This window comes from Halomonas sp. 328 (genome assembly GCF_015645095.1).
Lineage (GTDB): Bacteria > Pseudomonadota > Gammaproteobacteria > Pseudomonadales > Halomonadaceae > Bisbaumannia.
On record NZ_JADOTW010000039.1, the window covers coordinates 1 to 20,225 of the forward strand.

Here is a 20,225-nt window from a genome sequence, read left to right on the forward strand (position 1 = left end):
CTGCCGGGTAGCTATAGCGATACCCTGACCCTGATGGTGGCGCCCGAGTAGCGGCCTGGCGAGGAGGTGTCCGATGCGCCGCTTGATGGGAGTGGCCTGGGGGCTGGGGATCGGCATCCTGGGCTGGGGGCCGGCTAGCGAGGCGCGAGTGGATATCGGTCCGCGCCCGGTCAGCGCCGAGCTGTCATGGTTTGGCGACGACCTGAGCTGGAGCCAGGACTTTTGCGTGCAGTCGACCCAGGAGCCGAATGCCGCCGGTACCACCGTGCTGCCCTATGCGGTGGAGGTGGCCGGCCCCTTGGCGTTGAGTCAAGGGGGCGAGTCGATCCCCCTGACCCTCAGCTGGCAAGACCTGACGGCCGGGGTGACGGTGCCATTGACGGCCGATGTGGCCAGCAGCGAGACGCTGAGCGGAGCCGTGCTCGATTGCCCTCAGGGCGACAATGGTCGCCTGGTGGCGACGGTGGCGGCCGAGGCGGTGATGGCGGTGCCGCCAGGGGAGTATGCCGTCACCCTGCGGGTGACGGTGGCGAATAGCGGTGGGGGGCGTAACAGCTTCTTCAGTAACGTGACCCTGACCCTGATGGTGCCAGATGCGGTGCGGCTGAGCGGGCTGAGGGATATCGACCTGGGGCATTATGGCTGGGATGGCATGGACCTGGGCGTCGAGCGCTCGCTGTGCGTCTATCGGGCCAGCGGGGGGGAGTATGGGGTGACCGCCTATGCGTCGTCGCCTGGCGGCGATTTCACCCTGGTCAATGGGCTGAACCAGGTACCCTTCCAACTGAGCTGGAACGATGGCACGGGTTACGAGCCCATGATGCCTGGGGTGTTGTTGGCGAATCGCTCCCAGAGTGTCAGCACCAGTGGCGATTGTCTGGGCGGGGCGTTGAATAATGCTTGGCTGAGGGTCGAGGTTCCGGCCCTGGCCATCGAGCAATCTGCTCCTAGGGCGGGAAGCTACGCTACCCAGCTGACCCTGATGATCGAGATGCAGTAGGTCGGATCACGGCTGACAGTGCAGCCGATTGGCGCGGATGATGCCTTCGTGAAGCGGGTAGCGCTCGAGGTCGATGCGACAGCTCGGTGTCGTGGCGCGCAGGCTGTCAAGCTCGCCGACACGGATTTGAAAGTAACCATCCTCCTCGGTGAGGGCCTGATCGATATCGCTGATCAGGCTGACACCGGCGAGGGGCTCCGTGTCGCCCCACAAGCGGCCGAGTACGATTCGGGCAGGTTGAATGCGCCACTGTTGAACGCTGACGTGCCCCGGGTAGGCGAGGGTTTCGCGTGGCTGAGGGTCGAATTCGCTGAAGCCGGGGCCGCGGTCGATCAGGGCCAGTCGGTGGCGTTGGTAGGCGGTTACCGGCAAGCTCAGGCGCCGTCCTCCGCGGATGCGGGCCGTGGGTTGGCCATTGAGCAAGATATCGAAGCGCTCCTGGGGATCGGCTTGTCGGAGATCGACGACCAGGGCGCCCTCTCCCGCCCCGGGACGCCCCCAACTGATGCCGTCGGCTCCCATCGCGAAGCTGCTGTGATGGCTGACGCGATAGTGATAGTTGCGTCCCCGGGGGGAGTCGCTGGCCAGCAGGGCCAGCCGCTGCGTGCCGTAGCCCCCCTCCTGGCCGAGCCGGGCGGCGATGCTGGCATGGTCTGCCCGCTGCTGCAGATCGAGCCCGTATTGCCACTCTTCCCCGTGATGATCGGCGGTGATGCCAATGGCGTGCGGGTCATCGTCCTGCCAGCTTAGTTGGCCGGTCAGGCGTCGTTCGTTGCTTCCCCACTGCCACCGTAGGCCGAATTGGGCATGGCCTTCCCCATTCTGGGTGCCTAGCTCGGCCGTTAGGGTGAGCGGATGGGGGCCAGGGCGTTGATGGCGCAGGCCGAGGGTGTGGCGCCTGAGGTGGGGGCCGGTGGCATGGGTATGTTCGGCGAGGTTTAGCGTCAGGCTGGTGGTGCCCAGTGGTTGGCGCCATTGCAGGCGCCAGCTGCGACGGGCCTGCGGAAGTAGGCTGTCGGTAGAAAGCTCGCTAGGGGCGTCGATCTGCCTAGCCGTTAGGCTCAGGGTGCTGGGCCCTAACGGCAGTAGAACCTCGTAGCCCACTCCCCAGGTGCCGTGTTCACCGAGTTGCAGTTCACCACGGCCATGCCAGCCGTCGCCCATCAGGGTGACGGTGCCCTCGCCGAGGCGCAGCCGAGGGCCGATGACGCTGGCGAGCCCCAGGCCCAGCCAGGGGCGATGGCGCCATTCCAGGCCGGCGAGAAGCAGGGGGGCGCCGTGGGGGCTGGGGTGCCAGGCGTGGGCCCGGTGGCGGGTGGGAAGGCCGAGTTCGACATACCAGGGGCGGGTATCGTTGGGCGCCAGGCGATGGCTCTTGACGAAATGCTGGTGCTGGTGGCTGACGCGCCCGTCGAGGTCAGTGATAGCTATATCAATGCGGTAGGCCCCCAGGGGGAGCGGCTGGGTGTCCAGGCGTTGATGACCGGCCTCGAGGAATTCACTGCTGAGTAGCCGGCCATCGCGGAGGATGTCGACCCGACTCTGCATGGGAAGAAAGAGTTCGATGGGCGTGGCGATGGCGGCTTCGGGGTCGCTGCGCCGTTGGCTGGCAAGGCCAAGTCGCATGCCGAGCAGGCTTCGGTAGGGAAGTAGGCGCAGCGCCCGGGGGCTGCGTTCGAACAGGCCCAGGCGCAGGTCGTGTTGCGGGCTGTGGTAATGGTAGCCAAGGCGCTCGACATGGCTTCCTGCACCGGCACTCAGCCCCCAGTCGCTAAAGGCGTGGCCGCCGTAAAGCCCTAGCCGGCTGCGCGCGAGTAGCTCGAGCCGTTGGTCAGAAGCGGGGGTGCCGCTGGCGAGCAGGCTGAGGTGTTGCACCCAGCCGGCGTCTTGCCGCGGCGGCGGCGGGTGATAGTGGCGGGTGATCGGAGGGGGAGGAGCGAGCAGGTCGGCGGGCAGGAAGAGGTCGGCCCGCAAGCGGCTCTCGTCGAAGATGACCCCCAGGGTGTCTGCGCCAAGCTGTCCGCAGTCGGGCTGCTGGGCATGGACGCAAACCAGATCGGCATGGTGGGGTAGTGGCTGGGCGAGGCGTTGTTCCAGGTGCTGGGGATCGGCGATGCCGGGCAGGGCCTCCGCCAGTGACCCGGGCGCCAGGAAGCGTAGGTGCGTCAGATCGTATTCGGCCGACACGGCCTCGATGAATTGGCCTCCGTAGTAGAGGTCTACCAGCGTGGTTTGGGGTTCCCCCCAGGCCTCGAAACCCGGCGGCAGGGGGGTGGCGGCCAGGCTGGTGCTCCAGGCCAGTGCGCCAATCAGCCAGCGCCTCAGCCAATTGGCTTGTCGATGGTAGGCGCGCATGGCACTAGTCGACGCGCCGCGAGGCATGCTGGCCGCCACCCACCAGGGTGAACTCGACGGCGCTATCGAAGGGCAGGGGGAGCTCAAGGCGATTGCCGGGATAGAGTCGCCGGTTGGGTAGCCTCTCGCAGTGTTGCGGTGAGTGTGGCGCGCACTGGCGTGCCTCGCTCAGTTGCAGGTTGGTATTGCCATGGTTGACGAGGAGGAGTCGCTGCCCGTGGCGCTGGCTCTCCAATTCAACGCGTGCTGTGGTGGGGGCAATCAGCACGAGTAGCTGGTAGCCCACCTGAACTCGCAGGGTGAGCCCCTGGGCCGCGGGCATCGGAGACGCATGGGGCGTGAGGTTGACCCGGTAGACCCGCTCCATATCGCCATGACCCTCCAGGTTGACCAGACGCACCCGGCGCCTGCCCTGGGGCGGAATCATCAGGCGTTGTGGGGATGCCACCAGGCCGGCAGTTTCTGGCGTTCGCAAACGCTCGCGACGTTCGTGGGGGGTGCCGGGATCGCTCACTGCTATGACCGAGGTCTCGACGAAGAGCGGGGTGAGGGCCGTATTCGTGACGATGACGTCATGCCGCGGGGGCTGGCCTGGGGTGAATTCGATGATGCTTCGATCGATCAGCATATCGGCCTTGGCCATTCCGCCGATGAGTCCCAGGGCGAGCAGCAGGTTCAGGAGGGGTTTGACAGTCACGGGCGTTCCTCGACGGGCGATGGCGAAAGATGCGTAGAGTTACATTGAGCACCTTAGCTAACCCCGGCGTACGACGGCGATTACGGCACCACATTCTTCACAATCTGTTTCATTGTCAGGGAGGGGGTTGCCCATGCAATCGGTCCTTGCGATGGGGTGGTGTTATAAATAGCTGTAGATAAAGGAAAATGTGTAATGGTGGCCGCTGCAGCGACGTCAGAAATTGTAAAGAGAGGCACTGGTCATTTCTGGCCAATTTCTGGCCATTTATGGTCGGTGGTGGCAACGGATGGCCGGTGCTTCGTGGTGCTAAGGTGGGTTGTTTTTTTATAGTTAATTGGTTTTATTGGTGTTGTTCTGTGTTGGCATGGGGGATGCTCAAGCTTTGTTGCTGACTTGTTGCTAGGTGTGTTCGTGGCACCGTGTCAGCGCTCATCATCATAATCGCGAGTTACAGTCAGGAGGCGGGTCATGCCAACCCCATGCTATATCAGTATCGAAGGAAAGACTCAGGGAAATATTACGGCCGGGGCCTTTACTCCGGAGTCGGTGGGGAATATCTATGTCGAGGGGCACGAAGATGAGATGCTGGTGCAGGAGTTCAAGCATATCGTTACCGTGCCGACCGATCCGCAGTCGGGGCAGCCCTCCGGGCAGCGTGCCCATAAGCCCTTTATTTTCACCGTGGCGCTGAATAAGGCAGTGCCGTTGCTATATAACGCCCTGGCCACCGGGGAGTCGTTAATCAGCGTGACGCTGAAGTGGTATCGCACCTCCAGCGATGGCAAGCAGGAGCATTTCTTCACCACTACCCTGAGCGACGCCACCATCGTGGATATCAACCTGCGCATGCCGCACGCCCAGGATGCCAGCAAGTCGGAGTTTACCCAGTTGATGGATGTATCTCTCGGCTATCGCAAGATCGATTGGGAGCATACGGTGGCCGGCACTTCCGGCTCCGATGATTGGCGCGCCCCCGCCGAAGGCTAGGCGGCATTTCTGTTCTGCGTGGCTTGGGCGCCGGCCTGGCTCGTGCTCTGGCGCTGCGACGCATTCGTGGGCCTCGTTGGTTGGTGCTCACCTGAGGGGAGGGGCTTTCCCCTCTCCTGCTTTTTTTTGTGCTGACCGCTGGGTGCCGTGTCGCCGTGAGCCTTCGTCTTCTGAAAGGGTAGGTAGCGCTTACGGAGGTGTGGAGAGACTCGCTGTGCGGGGTGGAACGTGATCAATGGTTAACTCTCGGCTGGCGCCGATGCTGGCGTGGCTTGGAGCGGCTAGGATCAAGGTCAGCCTATGAGTTTCCGGAAATTCGTTCGGGGGGGGGGGAGATGCAGAATAGTGGGAGTGTCGCTCCGAAGGAGCGTATCAATATCAAATATGTGCCAGCCACGGGTGATCAACAGGCCGAGGTCGAGTTGCCTCAAAAGCTCCTGGTGGTCGGTGATTTCAAGGGGGGGGCTGAAGAGACGCCGATCGAGGAGCGCAAGGCGGTGTCAGTCAATAAGGACAATTTTCAGTCGGTGATGCGAGAGTTCGGCCTGGGCCTACAGGCGGTTGTGCCGAATCGGCTCGATACGGACGGAGAGGATGAGGGAAAGGAGTTGTCGGCGGCGTTGACGTTCAATTCGCTGGATGATTTTTCCCCGGATGGTGTGGCGCGTCAGGTGCCAGAACTTCGTAAGTTGATCGAGCTGCGTGAGGCGCTCGTAGCGCTCAAGGGGCCCTTGGGCAATGTGCAGGCGTTTCGCCAGCGATTGCAGGTGCTGATCGAGAATCCGGAGACCAGACGGCAGTTGCTGGGCGAGCTCGAGATGCTGGAGGGCGCAGAGCCCTCGGATGAGGCCTGATATCCCCTTGGTCAGGGTGGCGTAGAAGCGAGAGAGGTCGATATGACGGAATCATCTGGAGCCCTTGGCAAGGATCTCGAGGCTCAGACGGAAGTATCCCTGCTGGATCAGGTAATGGCTCAGACCCGCATGACGCCTGATGACGAGGGGTATGATGTCGCCAGGAAGGGGGTTGCCGCCTTCGTGGCGGAGTTGTTGAGGGATGAAACGGGGCAGTGTCAGGTCAATAAGTCCGTCGTCGATCAGATGGTCGTCGAGTTGGATCGCCGTATCGGCAGTCAAGTCGATGAGATCCTACATGATCCGGACTTTCAGCGTCTGGAATCCTCCTGGCGCGGCCTGAAGTTGTTGGTGGACCGTACCGACTTTCGTCAGAACATCAAGATCAATGTGTTGCATGCTGCACAGGCTGAGTTGCTGGAGGACTTCGAGTTTGCGCCTGAGATCAGTCAGAGCGGTCTCTATAAGCACGTTTATGCGGCAGAGTATGGCCAGTTCGGTGGCGAGCCGGTGGCCGCCATGGTGGGAAATTACGCATTTTCGCCTTCGGCTCCTGACGCCAAGCTGTTGCAGTATGTGGCGGCGGTGGGGAGCATGGCCCATGCCCCCTTCCTCTCCTCGGTGGCGCCCAGCTTCTTCGGCATCGACAGCTTCGAGGAGCTGCCGAACATCAAGGACTTCAAGGCGATCTTCGAGGGGCCCAAGTACGCCCGCTGGCGCAGCCTGCGGGAGTCCGACGATGCCCGCTACCTGGGGCTGACCGCGCCGCGCTTCCTGCTGCGCATGCCCTATGACCCGGTGGAGAACCCGGTCAAGAGCTTCAACTACCGGGAGACGGTCAGCGAGAGCCACGAGCACTACCTGTGGGGCAACACCGCCTACCTGCTGGCCGAACGCCTCAACGACAGCTTCGCCAAGTACCGCTGGTGCCCGAACATCATCGGTCCCCAGAGCGGCGGCGCCGTGGAGAACCTGCCGGTGCACACCTACGAGGCCATGGGCCAGCTGCAGGCCAAGATCCCCACCGAGGTGCTGGTCACCGACCGCCGCGAGTTCGAAATGGCCGAAGAGGGCTTCATCTCGCTGACCATGCGCAAGGGCAGCGACAACGCCGCCTTCTTCTCCGCCAATTCGGTGCAGAAGCCCAAGACCTTCCCCAACACCGCCGAGGGCAAGGCCGCCGAGACCAACTTCAAGCTCGGCACCCAACTGCCCTACATGTTCATCGTCAACCGCCTCGCCCACTACATCAAGGTGCTGCAGCGCGAGCAGATCGGCTCTTGGAAGGAGCGCCAGGACCTGGAGCGGGAACTCAACGCCTGGATTCGCCAGTACGTGGCCGACCAGGAGAACCCGCCCGCCGACGTGCGCAGCCGCCGCCCGCTGCGTGCCGCCTCCATCCAGGTCTCCGACGTGGAAGGCGACCCGGGCTGGTACAAGGTCTCCATGGCGGTGCGCCCGCACTTCAAGTACATGGGTGCCAACTTCGAGTTGTCGCTGGTGGGTCGCCTCGACAAGGAGTGAGATCGTGATGGTCGATGCGGGATGCGGCGGCGGGCGCTTGTTCGAGCGTCTTTGTGATCCTGGGGGAGCAGTGGTAGAGGCGGCGTCGATGGAGGCGGAGGTTCTGGGGTCCATCAAGCGCCATCTGGTCGATCTGCTCAACAGTCATCCGGGGCATAGCGAATCCGCCCCGGAGCTGGGTCTGCTGGATTTCAATGATGCCACCCTGGGGGTGCTGGATCTGGAGCTTCGGGTCGAGCGGGCGATTCAGGAGTGTATCGAGCGCTTCGAGCCGCGGGTCAGTCGGGTCAGTGTCACGACACTTTCGAATGATGGCGAGTCTTTGTATTTGCGCTTTCAAGTGCAGGCCACCCTGGAGTTGGGGCGTGTGCCGACTCAGGCCACGATTGATCTTCTGCTCAATAACAAGCGGTATCACTGCGAAACCTGAGGACGTCATGCCAAATCGCTACTATCGGGACGAGCTGGATTATTTGAGACGACAGGGGCGGGAGTTTGCCGAGAGCCATCCTGGCCTGTGTCGTTTCCTTGCCGAACAGAGTGTCGACCCTGATGTGGAGCGGTTGCTCGAGGGATTTGCTTTCCTCTCCGGGCGCGTGCGTGAGAAGATCGAGGATGAGTTTCCTGAGTTGACCCATTCGCTGATCAGCATGCTCTGGCCCAATTACTTGCGGCCGGTGCCGAGCATGACGATCATACAGTTCACTCCTCATCGACACAGCTTGAGTCATGCTCAGCGAGTGGCGCGAGGCACTTATTTGGCCAGTCGTGAAGTGCAGGGGGAGAGTTGCCGGTTCCGTACTTGCCATGAGTTGATGCTCTATCCATTGACTCACGCCGGCATGGAGGTGCATCACTCCAGGGAGGCCTCCGTGGTAGAGCTGGGGCTGAAAACCCATGGCTCTCAGCCCCTCGATGGGTTGGGGATAGAGGATCTTCGCCTCTATTTGGGGGGGAGTGATTACACGGCGAAGACCCTCTATCTATGGTTTAACCACTACCTGGCGAGAATCGAGCTGGAGGTGGACGGGAGCGTACTGACGCTGCCGCCCCAGGCGGTGACGCCGGTCGGCTTCTCGCAGGATGATTCCCTGTTGCCTTATCCCCGAAATGTTTACCAGGGCTATCGCATTCTTCAGGAGTATCTTTGTTTCCCCGAGGCCTTCCAGTTTATCGATATCAAGGGGATGGGGCAGCAGCTCTCGGGAGTGGTCGGGAACGAGGTGGTGCTGCGTTTTACCTTTTCCCGAACCCTGCCCGCGGATGCTCGTGTGAGAGAGGAAAACCTGGCATTGCACTGTACGCCGGCGATCAATCTCTTTCTTCATGATGCCGACCCTATCGATCTGCGTGGTAAGAGCAGTGAGTATCGCATTGTTCCCAGTGGCCGTTCGGCCGCTCACCATGAGGTCTTCAGTGTCGATGCGGTGGAAGGTTGGTTGGAAGGTGGTGTGGCCAATCGGCGCGGTGAGCATCGCCGTTATGTCCCCTTCGAGAGCTTTGAGCATCAGGTCGAGCGCGATCGTGGGCGGCAGTTCTTCTACTACCGTATTCGCATTCGTGACAGCCTTCGTGGCGATGGTTTCGATCATGATATTTCTTTCGTGCGCGGTGATGAAAGGGAGTGTCAGGGATTGAGCGAGACCATCTCGCTGACCCTGACCTGCAGTAATCGTGAACTGCCAGAGCAGCTGGCAGCAGGCGATATCTGTGTGCCTACGGAGGAGAGTCCGGCATTCGCCGAGTTTCGCAATATCTCCAAGCCTACCCCATCGATGAGGCCGAGTCTGGATGGAGGCTTGTTATGGACACTGATCTCCAACCTGTCACTTAACTATCTGTCATTACTCGACCGGGATGCCTTGTGCTCGGTGTTGAGAGCCTACGACTTTCGCGCCGGTGTCGATCGCCAGGCCGAACGAGTGGCACAGAAGCGGTTATCCAGCATTATCGATATTCAGACACGACCGGTGGATCGCCTGTATCGCGGATTCCCCGTCCGTGGGCTGAGAACCAACATGACACTGGATCAGGCGGCGTTTGGCGGTGAGGGGGAGCTTTATCAGTTTGCCTCGGTGTTGTCTCGGTTCTTTTCCTTGTATGCCAGCATCAACTCCTTCCATGAGCTGCATGTAACCAATCATCATAATCGCGAGCGTTATTCATGGAATCTTCAGCCGGGACAGCAACCGTTAATGTAGGCAGGTCTCCGCTGTTAGCTGGGGCTCGTCACTATGGGTTTTACCACCTGGTGGAGTTGCTTCACCAGTTCCATGGCGATGACCTGGAAGGGGATCGCGAGGCGCCTTCCGTTGCCGAGCGCGTGCATTTTCGGGCTTCTGCATCCCTGGGGTTTCCCTGCAGTGATGTGCTCGACCTCGTGGCGAAGGACGATGACCGCTATGAGATGCGGGTCAGTTTTTTGGGATTGCAGGGGGCCCAGTCTCCCTTGCCGGGATATTACCTGGAGACCCTGGCCCATGCCGAGGCACAGGGAGATGGGGTGGCGGGTGATTTTCTCAACCTCTTCAATCATCGCTTGCTGGTTCTGTTGCATCGTGGCTGGCGCAAGTTTCGCCACCATGTGCGTTATCAGGATGGTGCACAGGATGGCCTGTCGGCGACGGTCTTCGCGCTGGTGGGCCTGGGCGATGAGCGATTGCGTGGTGAGGCACCGATACCCTGGAGCAAGATGCTGGCCTATGCCGGTCTCTTGGCGGGGCGTTCACGCTCCCCGGACGTGGTGTCCGGCATCGTCGCCCATTGCTTCGATCTGGATCGGGTCGAGATCCGGCCCTGGGTCGTTCGCTGGGTGACCATTCCCGAGGATCAGCGCGCCTGTCTCGGCGTGGCTGGCGTCACCCTGGGACAGGAGTTGGTCGCCGGGTCCCGGGTGTCCGATATCAGCGGCAAGTTCGCGCTCTGTCTGCGCGGCCTGACCCAGGCACGCTTTCGGGACTTCTTGCCCGATGGTCGTGATCATCGGGCGTTACGCACCTTGATTGCATTCGTGCTGCGGGAGCCATTGGCCTATGACCTGGAACTCGAGCTATTGGAACCCGAGGTACAGCCGATGCATTTGGGGCAGGCGGGGAGTTGTCAGCTGGGCTGGACGACCTTCGTGGACCCCTATGGTGATGCCGCGGTCGGACAGCCTCGGGTCAGGATACAAATGACATGGTGATGTTTTTATGAGTGCCTCTCTTTCGCCGCGGGTCGTGACCCTGATCGTGATCAATCGTGAGCGGCTGGTGGGCCCTTCCACCGCCAGCCATGTCTTTTCCTTGAGTGGGGGGACGCTGGGCAGCGCCCCGACGGATGACTGGGTATTGCAGGATGGGCAGAGGCGAGTGCGTGAGGGACATGCCGCGATTCGCTTCCTCGAGGGCCACTTCTGCCTGGTCGACTGTTGCGGGGAGACCTTTATCAATGGGGGACGCCTACCGCTCGGCCGCCGCCGTCGTGCGGCCTTGAGAGATGGCGATGAATTGGGACTGGGTGGCTATCGACTGCGGGTGCATTTGGGCGACTGGAACGTCGAGGGAGTGGGGCTGGAGAGCCTGATACCCGATGCGCGACCGACTTCTGTCGAAGGGGAGACCCCGTTGACGGTGGGGGCACATCAGATTCCACAGGTGGGTTTGACGGAGCGCCCGGAGCCGTCGCCCGACGTGGATCCTCTGGTGGCCTTGAATGAAGGCAGCAGCCTAGCGGAAGGCGATGGCCTGGATGTCGAATGTTGCGAGGCGCGTCGAGGGGGGGCAGGCCCCGGACGTTCACCATGGTCGGAGGGGGGCGCATGAGTCGTGTTCAGGGGGTGGTCGGGGGACTGGTGTTGGTTCTCTTGCTCGGGGGCTGCGCCTCGACTCGCGAGGCGATGGGTAAGGCGTGGCAGGTGGTGAAGGATCCATCGATCCCCGTGGGACATCCCGAGGTGCAGCCGACCCGGGTCGCTCTGGCGATGGTCGCCGAGCCGAACGTCAATGCCGATGATGAGGGGGCGGGGGCGCCATTGCGCTTCCAGATCCTCCAGCTCAAGGACGACTCCATGCTGATGGCCGCCGATCATCAACAGTTGCTCGACGACTTGCCGGGGGTCTTGGGTAGCAACTACCTGAGCCACGACGACTTCACCCTGCTGCCCGGCCAGTGGAAGTTCTATGAGCCCTTCGAGGTCGATGAGCAGGCGCGTTATCTGGGCATCATCGCTTTCTATCGTGAACCCGATAGCGCCCAGTGGAAGAAGGTGGTGAGAATCATGCCTCAGGGCCGTGCCTATCATCTTCTGGTGCATTTGCGTGAGTTCGAAGTCGAGCTGAGGAAGGAGGAGTAATGGCCAGTCGTAATCGCGTGGTGTGGAGCGAAGGCCTGTTCATCAAGCCTCAGCACTTCCAGCAGCAGCAGCGTAGCCTCGAGGGCATTGTCGACATCCGTTTGCGGGGTGTGGCCCCCTATCGCCACGGCTTCTTGTCGGTGGCGCTGAATGCCGAATACCTGAGTTTCGGGCGCATTGCGGTGAGCCAGGCGACAGGGGTGTTCCCGGATGGTACTCCCTTCCAGTTGCCCGATGATGATCTGGAGCCGAGGCCCCTGGAGATCGGTGATGCCTCCGTCGCCAATCAAATCGTCTACTTGGGGGTGCCGCTGGCGACCGATGGGGTCGTGGAGGTCGCTCGGGAGGCGTCCGCCTTGTCGAGCCGGTATCTTGCCGAGCCGCGTCAGGTGCGAGACCTGCACTCCCGGGACGGTGATCTGGTCGATCTCGAGTTGGCTCGCGTTGCGCCTCGGCTATTGCTCGAGGAGGAGGATAGGAGCGCCTATGCCTGCTTGGCGCTGTGCCGCATCCTCGATCGGCGCACGGATGGCAGTCTGGTGCTGGATGAGCAGTTCCTGCCCAGCCTGCTCAATGTCCAGGCATCGTCGTTGCTGCAGCGTTACGTCGCGGAAATGGCTGGATTGATGCGCGAGAGGGCTCGGAACTTGGCATCGCGGTTGGCGGCGCCGGCACAGAGCGGGGTGGCCGAAGTCGCCGACTTCCAACTACTGCAAGTGCTCAATCGGTCTCAAGCCACTTTCCAGCATCTGGCCAGGCTCGGTTCGCTGCACCCGGAGCGGCTCTATGTCGCGATGCTGGAAACCTGTAGCGAGCTGGCCACCTTTACCGGAGAGTCGCGGCTGCCGCCGGAATTTCCCGCCTATGATCATGACTATCCCGAGCAGGCCTTTCGCCCCTTGATGCAGACGCTACGCCAGTCGCTGTCCACGGTGATCGAGCCCCGCGCCCTGGCCATTCCATTGCAATCCCAGCGTTATGGGGTGCGGGTGGCCACCCTGAGTGATCTCGGCCTGCTCGAGGGGGCCGACTTTATTCTGGCGGTGCGCGCCGATCTGGCGCCGGATCGGGTACGCCAGTTGTTCGTACAGCAGACCAAGGTGGCCAGCGTCGAGCGCATCCGCGACCTCATCACCCTGCAACTGCCGGGGATTCCACTGGAACCGCTGCCAGTGGCCCCCCGCGAGTTGCCCTACCACGCAGGCTACAGCTATTTCCGTCTCAATCGTGGCGACCAGGCCTGGAGCATGCTGGAGGATGGCAGTGGCTTTGCCTTCCATGTGGCCGGTGATTTTCCAGGGCTGGAGATGCAATTTTGGGCGATCAGGAGCCAGGCATGAACGACCTTGTCAACCATGAAGAGAGTCGGCGTCATGACGAAGGGAGATTGCGTCATGAGGATGGTATCGATGTCACTCGGGTGGAGCATCTGCTTCATGGCCATGCCGGTCAGTGGGAGGCCGATGAGACGTTCTGGTTCCATTTGCGTGGCCATAGCCTCAATCCGTTAGTGGATGCCGCCAGCGGCCTGTTGGGCATGGTGATACGAGTGCGCCGGCTCGAGCGTCATGAGGATGTCGGGGGGCTGTATCGCCAGGTGGTGGACGAGATCTCCAGCATCGAGATCGAGCTCACCGATCAGGGCTACGACCGTCCCACCCTGTTGGCCTATCGCTACGTGCTCTGCTCCTTTATCGATGAGGCGGTAATGAGCACGGAGTGGGGGCGGCAGAGTGTCTGGGCCGAACACTCTCTGTTGGTGCGTTTTCATAACGAGACCTGGGGTGGCGAGAAGGTCTTTTCGATCCTCGCCCGGCTGCGTCAGGAACCGAGCCGTTACCGGGATATCCTGGCTTTTATCTACCTCTGCCTGTGCCTCGGCTTCGAGGGGCGTTATCGCGTGGTATCCCAGGGCCGGGAGGATTTCGAGCGACTCCTGCGTGATCTGGGGGAGCAATTGGCCCGCATTGATGAAGACGACGGTACCCCCTTCAGTCGCTCCCTGGATAACGTGATTCAAGTTCCCCGTCAACGGAAGCCGGGGATGTCGCGGTGGCAGCGCCTGGCGTTGTTCGGCGGGGTGATGGTGATGGCAGTGGTCTACGTGGTGCTGGTGTTATCGCTGGATGAGCAGGTCACCGAGGTGGCGCGGCTGCTGGAACGTTTCGTCGATCAGGAGCAACCATGATTCGGATCGAGTTATCGGCCCTTATCGGCCGCCTCAACGCCATCGCCCGCCAGGGCCTCGAACAGGCCGCCGTGCTGTGCGCCGAACAGCAGGCCCCGGAGGTCACCGCCGGGTACCTGCTGCAGACGCTGATCGACCAGCCGCTGTGCGACCTGCGCTGCCTGCTCGAGGCCTCGGGAATCGACGCCGCCCAGCTGCGCGCCCGCCTCGCCGAGGAGAGCCGGCCCCCCCAGGACCTGCGGGTCACCACGCCGAGCTTCTCGCCGCTGCTGGTGGAACTGCTCCAGGACGCCTGGCTGCTGGCCACCACCGAGTTCCGCCACGACAGCCTGCGCAGCGGCATGATCTTCACCGCCCTGCTGCACAACGCCCCCCGCTACCTGGGGCCCGGCGGCGTCGCCCTGCTGGCCGACATCAACCGCGAGGCCCTGCGCCGCGACTTCGCTCGCCTCACCGCCGACTCCGCCGAGGCGCCAAGCCCCGAGGCGGCGACCGCCCCGCGCCGCGCGGCCCCGGGCGGCGAGGCCGACGGCGCCCTGGCGCGCTTCGCCAGCTCACTCACCGAGCAGGCGCGGCGCGGCGAGCTCGACCCGGTGCTGGGCCGCGACCCCGAGATCGACCAGATGCTCGATATCCTCGGCCGCCGGCGCAAGAACAACCCCATCGTCATCGGCGACGCCGGGGTCGGCAAGAGCGCCGTGGTGGAGGGCCTGGCCGCGCGCATCGTCGAGGGCCGGGTGCCCGGCGCCCTGGCCGGGGTCGAGCTGCTGGCCCTGGACATCGGCGCCCTGCAGGCCGGCGCCGCGGTCAAGGGCGAGTTCGAGAAGCGCCTCAAGGCGGTGATCGAGGAGGTCAAGGCCGCGCCGCGGCCCATCCTGCTGTTTATCGACGAGGCCCATACCCTGATCGGCGCCGGCAACGCCGAGGGCGGCAGCGACGCCGCCAACCTGCTCAAGCCGGCCCTGGCCCGGGGCGAGCTGCGCACCATCGCCGCCACCACCTGGCGCGAATACAAGAAGTACTTCGAGAAGGATCCCGCCCTGTCGCGGCGCTTCCAGCCGGTCAGCCTGGCCGAGCCCAGCACCGCCCAGGCGCTGGTGATCCTGCGCGGCCTGCGCGACACCTACGAGGCCGCCCACGGCGTGCTGATCGGCGACAGCGGCCTGCGCGCCGCCGCCGAGCTCTCGGCCCGCTACCTGGCCGGCCGCCAGCTGCCCGACAAGGCCATCGACGTCCTGGACACCGCCTGCACCCGCCTGGCCCAGGCCCTGGACACCCCGCCGCGGCGCCTCAGCCACCTCAAGAGCGAACACCTGGCGGCCCAGCGCGAGCGCGACCAGCTCGACCGGGAGGTGCGCTTGGGACGGAGTCAGGACAGTGGGCAGCGTAATGAGCTGGAGCAGCGCCTGGCGCGCATCGATAAGGAGCTGGCCAGCCTCGAGACGGCTTGGCGGGCGCAGCGAGAGTGCGTCGATGCCATCGTGACCTTGCACCAGCAGTTGCTCGATGACGAGACCGATCATGCCGCCTTGCAAGTGGCCTTGGCCGAGGGCAATGCTTGCCTGGCGGAGTTGCAGCAGGAGTTCGCCCTGGTCAACGCCAGCGTCGAGGAGGCCCAGATCGCCCAGGTGATCGGCGACTGGACCGGCGTCCCGGTGGAACGCATGACCCGCGACGCCCTGACCCGCCTCACCGAGCTGCCCGAGCACCTGGGCCGCGAGGTGCAGGGCCAGGACGTGGCCATCGAGCGCATCCACCGCCACCTGCTCACCGCCCGCGCCGACCTGCGCCGCCCCGGCCGCCCCCTGGGCGCCTTCCTGCTGGTGGGCCCCAGCGGCGTCGGCAAGACCGAGACGGTGGTGCAGATCGCGGAGCAGCTCTACGGCGGCCGCCAGTTCCTCACCACCATCAACATGTCCGAGTACCAGGAGAAGCACACGGTGTCGCGGCTGATCGGCTCGCCGCCCGGCTACGTGGGCTTCGGCGAGGGCGGCCTGCTCACCGAGGCGATCCGCCAGCGCCCCTACTCGGTGGTGCTCCTCGACGAGGTGGAGAAGGCCCACCCGGACGTGCTCAACCTCTTCTACCAGGCCTTCGACAAGGGCGAGCTGGCCGATGGCGAGGGGCGCCTGATCGACTGCAAGAACGTGCTCTTCTTCCTCACCTCCAACCTCGGCTACGAGGCCATCGTCGCCCATGCCGACGCCCCCGAGGCCCTGGACGAGGCGCTCTACCCGGTACTCGCGGACTTCTTCCGCCCGGCCCTGCTGGCGCGCATGGAGGTGGTGCCCTATCTCCCGCTGTCTCGGGAGACGTTGGGGCAGATCGTCCTGGCGAAACTGGCGACCCTGATGGAACGCATCCGCGAACGACACCGGGGGGCCGAGGTGCTCCTGGCGCCGACGCTGGCCGAGGCCATCTGTGGCCGGGCGACGCGCAGTGAAAACGGCGCGCGCATGCTGGAGTCGGTGATCGATGGCGAGTTGCTGCCGCCGCTCTCTCGGGCCCTGCTCGAGAAGGTGGCGGGACAGGAAGCGGTGAGTCGGGTGGTGCTCGATGTGGGCGAAGATGGCTTTACCGTGGAGGTGACTTGAGGTGAATCGACGGGGACTGAGCGATGGAGTGGCCCTGGCCGGGGCCCTGCATCTGGTGGTGAGTGCGTCGCCGGCTGAGTTGAGGCGACGTGCCATGGCGCTGTTGAACGATGATTGGCGGGTGCACTGGGTGTGCTGCCTCGCTCTGGATGCCAGTGGCCGCTGGCTGGAAGGGGACGGTGAGGGTGATCGCCTGGCCTGCGACGACTTTCGTCATCCCTATGCCCATGCCATTCGCCGCGGTGAATCCCTCCGCCTGGATCTGGGCGAGGCCCGTTCGCGGCTCGATCACCCGGATTTCCAGGCCCAGGTGGCCGAGCTGAGCCCGGGATGGCAACTGTGGGTGCAGCCCCTGCGCGCTCGGGGTGAGGGGCAGGAGTGGTTGGGGGTCCTGGCGCTCGCGGCTCCGCCAGCCTACCTCGATACCCTGCTGGCCGACGAGGCGTTCCTGGCCTTCGACGCCTTGCTTTGCCACCTGTGGGTGGGTCAGGTGCGTCAGCATGATCGGCGGCGCCGGCATGCCTTATTGAGTGATTCCCTGGCCAAGCTCAATGATGACGCGCGTCGACGGACCCTCAATGAGCGTTTGCGTCGCGATATTCTCGGTGACTCGCCGGCCATCGATGCGTTGCGTGATCAAATGGTGCGTGCCGCCGAGACCAAGCTGGCCGTGCTGATACAGGGCGAGACGGGTACCGGCAAGGACCTGGTGGCGCGTGGTATTCATGAGCTCTCGGGGCGCGCCGGGGGGCCTTTCCTGGCCATCAATTGCGCGGCCATTCCCGAGTCGCTGCTCGAGGCGGAACTGTTCGGGCATGCCAAGGGCGCCTTCTCCGGTGCCGATCGGGAGCGGCGAGGCCTGGTCGGTGAGGCGCATGGCGGCACCCTCTTCCTCGACGAGATCGGTGATATGCCCCTGGCCTTGCAGGCCAAGCTGCTGCGGGTCCTGGAGAGCGGTTGCTACCGCCCCTTGGGCTCTGCGGTGGAACAGCGCGTCGATCTGCGGCTGGTCGCCGCGACCCATCAGCCATTGCATCGGTGTATTCGCGAGGGGGGATTCCGTGCCGACCTCTACTATCGGCTCGGCCAGTTTCCGTTGACGTTGCCGAGCCTGGCGGCGCGCCGTGAGGACATACCCCAACTGGTAGAGACCTTTATCGACGATTTCTGTCGGCGTGAGGGGCGCGAAGACATCGGCCTGGGGCGAGCGGCGCTCACGGCGCTGATGGCACGGGACTACCCGGGGAATGTGCGCGAACTCAAGAACCTGATCGATTATGCCTGTGCCATGACGCGGAATGGCGAGGATATCACGCCCGAAGTGCTGCCTGCCCCGCGAAGCGACGCCACCGAGGAAGACGTTGTGGAAGGCTCGGCGATGTCGCCGAACGTGGTCGATGTGGCAGAGGAGGTCGGTGATCTGCGACGGGCGTTACGCGACTATGAGGCCCGGTTGATTCGCCAGCGCCTGAACCGCTTCTCCGGCAACTGTACCTTGGCGGCCGAGAGCCTTGGCTTGCCGAGGCGAACCCTGGCGAACAAGTGCCGAAAACTGCAATTGGATAGCCCATGACTCGTACGCCCTTCATCGCGATGGGGGCCGCGCACCAACGACTCGGCGTGGCCCTGGCCACTCTCCTGCTGGTTGGCCTGCCGGTATTCGCCGAGACGCCGAGCCTCGCCGAGGCCCGTGCTTGTGCCGAGCAGGAGTCACGTCTGGAACGCTTGCTGTGTTACGACGCCTTGTTTCTCGATGGCTCGCCGGACCCTGCCAGGGTATCGACGCCACGTTCGTCGCTATGGCAGCTGGCGGCGGAGCTCGAGTCCACACGCGGCGCGGATCGGCGTGGTCTGCTGGTGCATGAGACCGCGGGGCGGGTGGTGATGACGACGCCGGCCCTGGACCTGGCGCCCCCACGGCCCGTGTTGGTCATCGCCTGCGATGCCTCCATCACGCGCTTTCAATTGCATCTGCCAACGCCGGTTTCAGTTGCTCGGGTGCCATTACGACTCCAGGACGCGACGGGCGAGACGCGCTTGGAGCAGACCTGGCTGAAACGTGAACAGGGGCATCTGCTCAGTGGGGGGCAGGGCCTGCCGGCTATCGATACGCTACGACGGTTGCTGAATGTGGGGCACCTGAGCCTGAGCAGTGAGTTGGCGACCATCGATGGCCTGCGGTTCGATCTGCGTGATTTGCCGACGGTGATTCGACCGCTGCGCGACCTGTGTCGTTGGTAAGGAGAGTATCGATGCGAATGATCCAGCGAGCCCAGCTCGATGCGCTACTCGCCCCACTACCCGAGGAGGTGGGGCAGCCGGTAGAGGAGTGTGAGGCCTATGTCAGGCTCGATGAGGAGTTGATGAAGATCGGTTCGCTGCACCATGGCGAGATCGATTGGGCCAGTGCCGAAGCATTGGCGATCGATTTGCTGAGCGAGACCGGCAAGGACCTGCGGGTCCTCGGCCATTTGCTGCACTGCTGGCAACAGGGGGGGGAGGCGCAGCCCTTTGCGCTCTCCCTGGAGCTGTTGGCCGGAGTCCTGACCCGTTGGTGGGACCGGGCTTACCCCCGACCGGGCAGTGCCGGGCAGCGTTTTCGGGAGAGGCTCTTCCAGCAGTTCATTCGAAGGGCAGTCAATCTGATCGAGCGGGTCGATTTTCAGCAGGCCGCTGATACTCACGAGGCGAGCCTGGAGGCGCTGAGAACGTTGAGGCAGGCGGCGTCGGATCAACGCTTGACGGGCCATGACCTGGAGGAGCTGTTGGCGCTGCTGGTCCGGGCGACGCCGGCGTCGCCTGGAGCCGATGAAACGGAGGTGCCCGCCGCCGCCACGACGAGTGCCGAGGGAGAGCCGACGTCTCAGGAGTCACGGGCACCGGAGCCTTACTTCGAGGCAGGCAATGAGCGGGGGAATCGCCAGGCCCTGCTCAAGATGGCGGACTTCATCAATGAACAGGCGCCCGGGGAGGCCTTGGGGTATCGATTGCGCCGCTATGCCATCTGGCACGCCATCCTCAGCCTTCCGGCGACCCGTGATGGCCGGCGTACCGAGTTGGCCGCGGTTTCCGTCGATCTGGCCGCCGAATATCGCGAAGCGGCGATGGGGCAGCCGGCCTTGGCCGACTGGCAGCGTATCGAGCATAGCCTGGCCCTGTGCCCCTTTTGGTTGGAAGGGCATCGGTTGAGTGCCGAGATGGCGAGGCGCCTGGCCTTTCCTGACTGTGCCGCGGCGATTCACGATGAAGCGATGCGTTTTGTCGCGCGCCTGGAGGGGATCGAGGCGTTGACGTTCAGCGACGGTAGCCCCTTCGTCGATAGCGACACATGGCAGTGGCTCGAGGAAGGTGCTGGGGGGCGGGACGGTGGGGACAGCGCAGGTGCGGGGGCTGTTGGTGCCCCCTGGCAGGCCGGCCTGGAGGCGGCTCGTGAGGCGCTCGATGCCTCGGGACTCGCCACGGCACTGGCCGTACTCGAAGAGGGTTTGGCTTCGGCTGGCTCGCCTCGCGAGGGCGTCTATTGGCGGTTGACTTGTGCCGACCTGCTTCGGGAGGCCGGTTTGCCAGGATTGGCTCGTCAGCATTATCAGACGTTATATGAGGCCGTGTCGACGCTCGGGCTCAAGAACTGGGAGCCGGCCTTACCGGCCCGTCTCGCCTCGATGCTTGAATCATGAGTCGCGGCCACAC

Annotated in this window: 17 protein-coding genes; 15 read left to right on the forward strand and 2 right to left on the reverse strand. The window is 63.7% G+C overall.

The features are described 5' to 3' along the window. Positions 1-73 precede the first annotated feature (73 nt). Positions 74-1,000 (forward strand): hypothetical protein, encoded by a 927-nt coding sequence (locus IHD13_RS16160; RefSeq protein WP_195862068.1) that lies wholly within the window; start codon positions 74-76, stop codon positions 998-1,000. A gap of 6 nt (positions 1,001-1,006) precedes the next feature. On the opposite strand, the gene IHD13_RS16165 is transcribed toward IHD13_RS16160, so the two are convergent. Together IHD13_RS16165 and IHD13_RS16170 are read right to left on the reverse strand one after the other, a co-directional pair. Continuing rightward, positions 1,007-3,355, reverse strand: coding sequence for a TcfC E-set like domain-containing protein (locus IHD13_RS16165; RefSeq protein ID WP_195862069.1), 2,349 nt, complete (start codon positions 3,353-3,355; stop codon positions 1,007-1,009). A gap of 4 nt (positions 3,356-3,359) precedes the next feature. Further along, positions 3,360-4,052 carry a hypothetical protein gene (locus IHD13_RS16170; protein WP_195862070.1) on the reverse strand — a complete coding sequence of 231 codons (693 nt, stop codon included), beginning with the start codon at positions 4,050-4,052 and terminating at the stop codon, positions 3,360-3,362. A gap of 471 nt (positions 4,053-4,523) precedes the next feature. Between IHD13_RS16170 and IHD13_RS16175 the strand changes: the two genes are divergently transcribed. From IHD13_RS16175 to tssA, 14 genes are all read left to right on the forward strand, one after another. Next, the gene (locus IHD13_RS16175; RefSeq protein ID WP_195862071.1) at positions 4,524-5,042 is read left to right on the forward strand and encodes an Hcp family type VI secretion system effector; all 519 of its coding nucleotides are present in this window, start codon (positions 4,524-4,526) and stop codon (positions 5,040-5,042) included. A 335-nt stretch (positions 5,043-5,377) separates the two neighbouring features. Continuing rightward, positions 5,378-5,896, forward strand: coding sequence for a type VI secretion system contractile sheath small subunit (gene tssB / locus IHD13_RS16180; RefSeq protein WP_195862072.1), 519 nt, complete (start codon positions 5,378-5,380; stop codon positions 5,894-5,896). 42 nt (positions 5,897-5,938) lie between these two features. Further along, positions 5,939-7,420, forward strand: coding sequence for a type VI secretion system contractile sheath large subunit (gene tssC / locus IHD13_RS16185; RefSeq protein ID WP_195862073.1), 1,482 nt, complete (start codon positions 5,939-5,941; stop codon positions 7,418-7,420). A 7-nt stretch (positions 7,421-7,427) separates the two neighbouring features. Continuing rightward, positions 7,428-7,850, forward strand: coding sequence for a type VI secretion system baseplate subunit TssE (gene tssE / locus IHD13_RS16190; RefSeq protein ID WP_195862089.1), 423 nt, complete (start codon positions 7,428-7,430; stop codon positions 7,848-7,850). Positions 7,851-7,857: 7 nt separating this feature from the next. Then, entirely contained in the window at positions 7,858-9,621 is a 1,764-nt protein-coding gene (gene tssF / locus IHD13_RS16195) for a type VI secretion system baseplate subunit TssF (RefSeq protein WP_195862074.1), read from the forward strand. Then, positions 9,585-10,604 (forward strand): type VI secretion system baseplate subunit TssG, encoded by a 1,020-nt coding sequence (gene tssG, locus IHD13_RS16200; RefSeq protein ID WP_195862075.1) that lies wholly within the window; start codon positions 9,585-9,587, stop codon positions 10,602-10,604. The genes tssF and tssG overlap by 37 nt, the downstream gene beginning before the upstream one ends. Before the next feature lie 7 nt (positions 10,605-10,611). Then, positions 10,612-11,223 (forward strand): FHA domain-containing protein, encoded by a 612-nt coding sequence (locus tag IHD13_RS16205; protein ID WP_195862076.1) that lies wholly within the window; start codon positions 10,612-10,614, stop codon positions 11,221-11,223. Then, complete coding sequence (tssJ, locus tag IHD13_RS16210; RefSeq protein WP_195862077.1) at positions 11,220-11,753, forward strand: type VI secretion system lipoprotein TssJ; 534 nt, start codon at positions 11,220-11,222, stop codon at positions 11,751-11,753. Before IHD13_RS16205 ends, tssJ begins: the two co-directional genes overlap by 4 nt. Next, positions 11,753-13,093 (forward strand): type VI secretion system baseplate subunit TssK, encoded by a 1,341-nt coding sequence (gene tssK, locus IHD13_RS16215; RefSeq protein WP_195862078.1) that lies wholly within the window; start codon positions 11,753-11,755, stop codon positions 13,091-13,093. The genes tssJ and tssK overlap by 1 nt, the downstream gene beginning before the upstream one ends. Beyond that, positions 13,090-13,941 carry a type IVB secretion system protein IcmH/DotU gene (gene icmH, locus IHD13_RS16220; RefSeq protein WP_195862079.1) on the forward strand — a complete coding sequence of 284 codons (852 nt, stop codon included), beginning with the start codon at positions 13,090-13,092 and terminating at the stop codon, positions 13,939-13,941. Before tssK ends, icmH begins: the two co-directional genes overlap by 4 nt. Further along, positions 13,938-16,535, forward strand: coding sequence for a type VI secretion system ATPase TssH (gene tssH, locus IHD13_RS16225; RefSeq protein WP_195862080.1), 2,598 nt, complete (start codon positions 13,938-13,940; stop codon positions 16,533-16,535). The genes icmH and tssH overlap by 4 nt, the downstream gene beginning before the upstream one ends. A gap of 1 nt (position 16,536) precedes the next feature. Beyond that, the gene (locus tag IHD13_RS16230; protein ID WP_326838378.1) at positions 16,537-18,108 is read left to right on the forward strand and encodes a sigma-54 interaction domain-containing protein; all 1,572 of its coding nucleotides are present in this window, start codon (positions 16,537-16,539) and stop codon (positions 18,106-18,108) included. Next, positions 18,105-18,776 carry a type VI secretion system-associated protein VasI gene (vasI, locus tag IHD13_RS16235; RefSeq protein WP_230086383.1) on the forward strand — a complete coding sequence of 224 codons (672 nt, stop codon included), beginning with the start codon at positions 18,105-18,107 and terminating at the stop codon, positions 18,774-18,776. Before IHD13_RS16230 ends, vasI begins: the two co-directional genes overlap by 4 nt. A gap of 11 nt (positions 18,777-18,787) precedes the next feature. Then, positions 18,788-20,212 (forward strand): type VI secretion system protein TssA, encoded by a 1,425-nt coding sequence (gene tssA / locus IHD13_RS16240; protein ID WP_195862081.1) that lies wholly within the window; start codon positions 18,788-18,790, stop codon positions 20,210-20,212. The last annotated feature ends 13 nt before the right edge of the window (positions 20,213-20,225 follow it).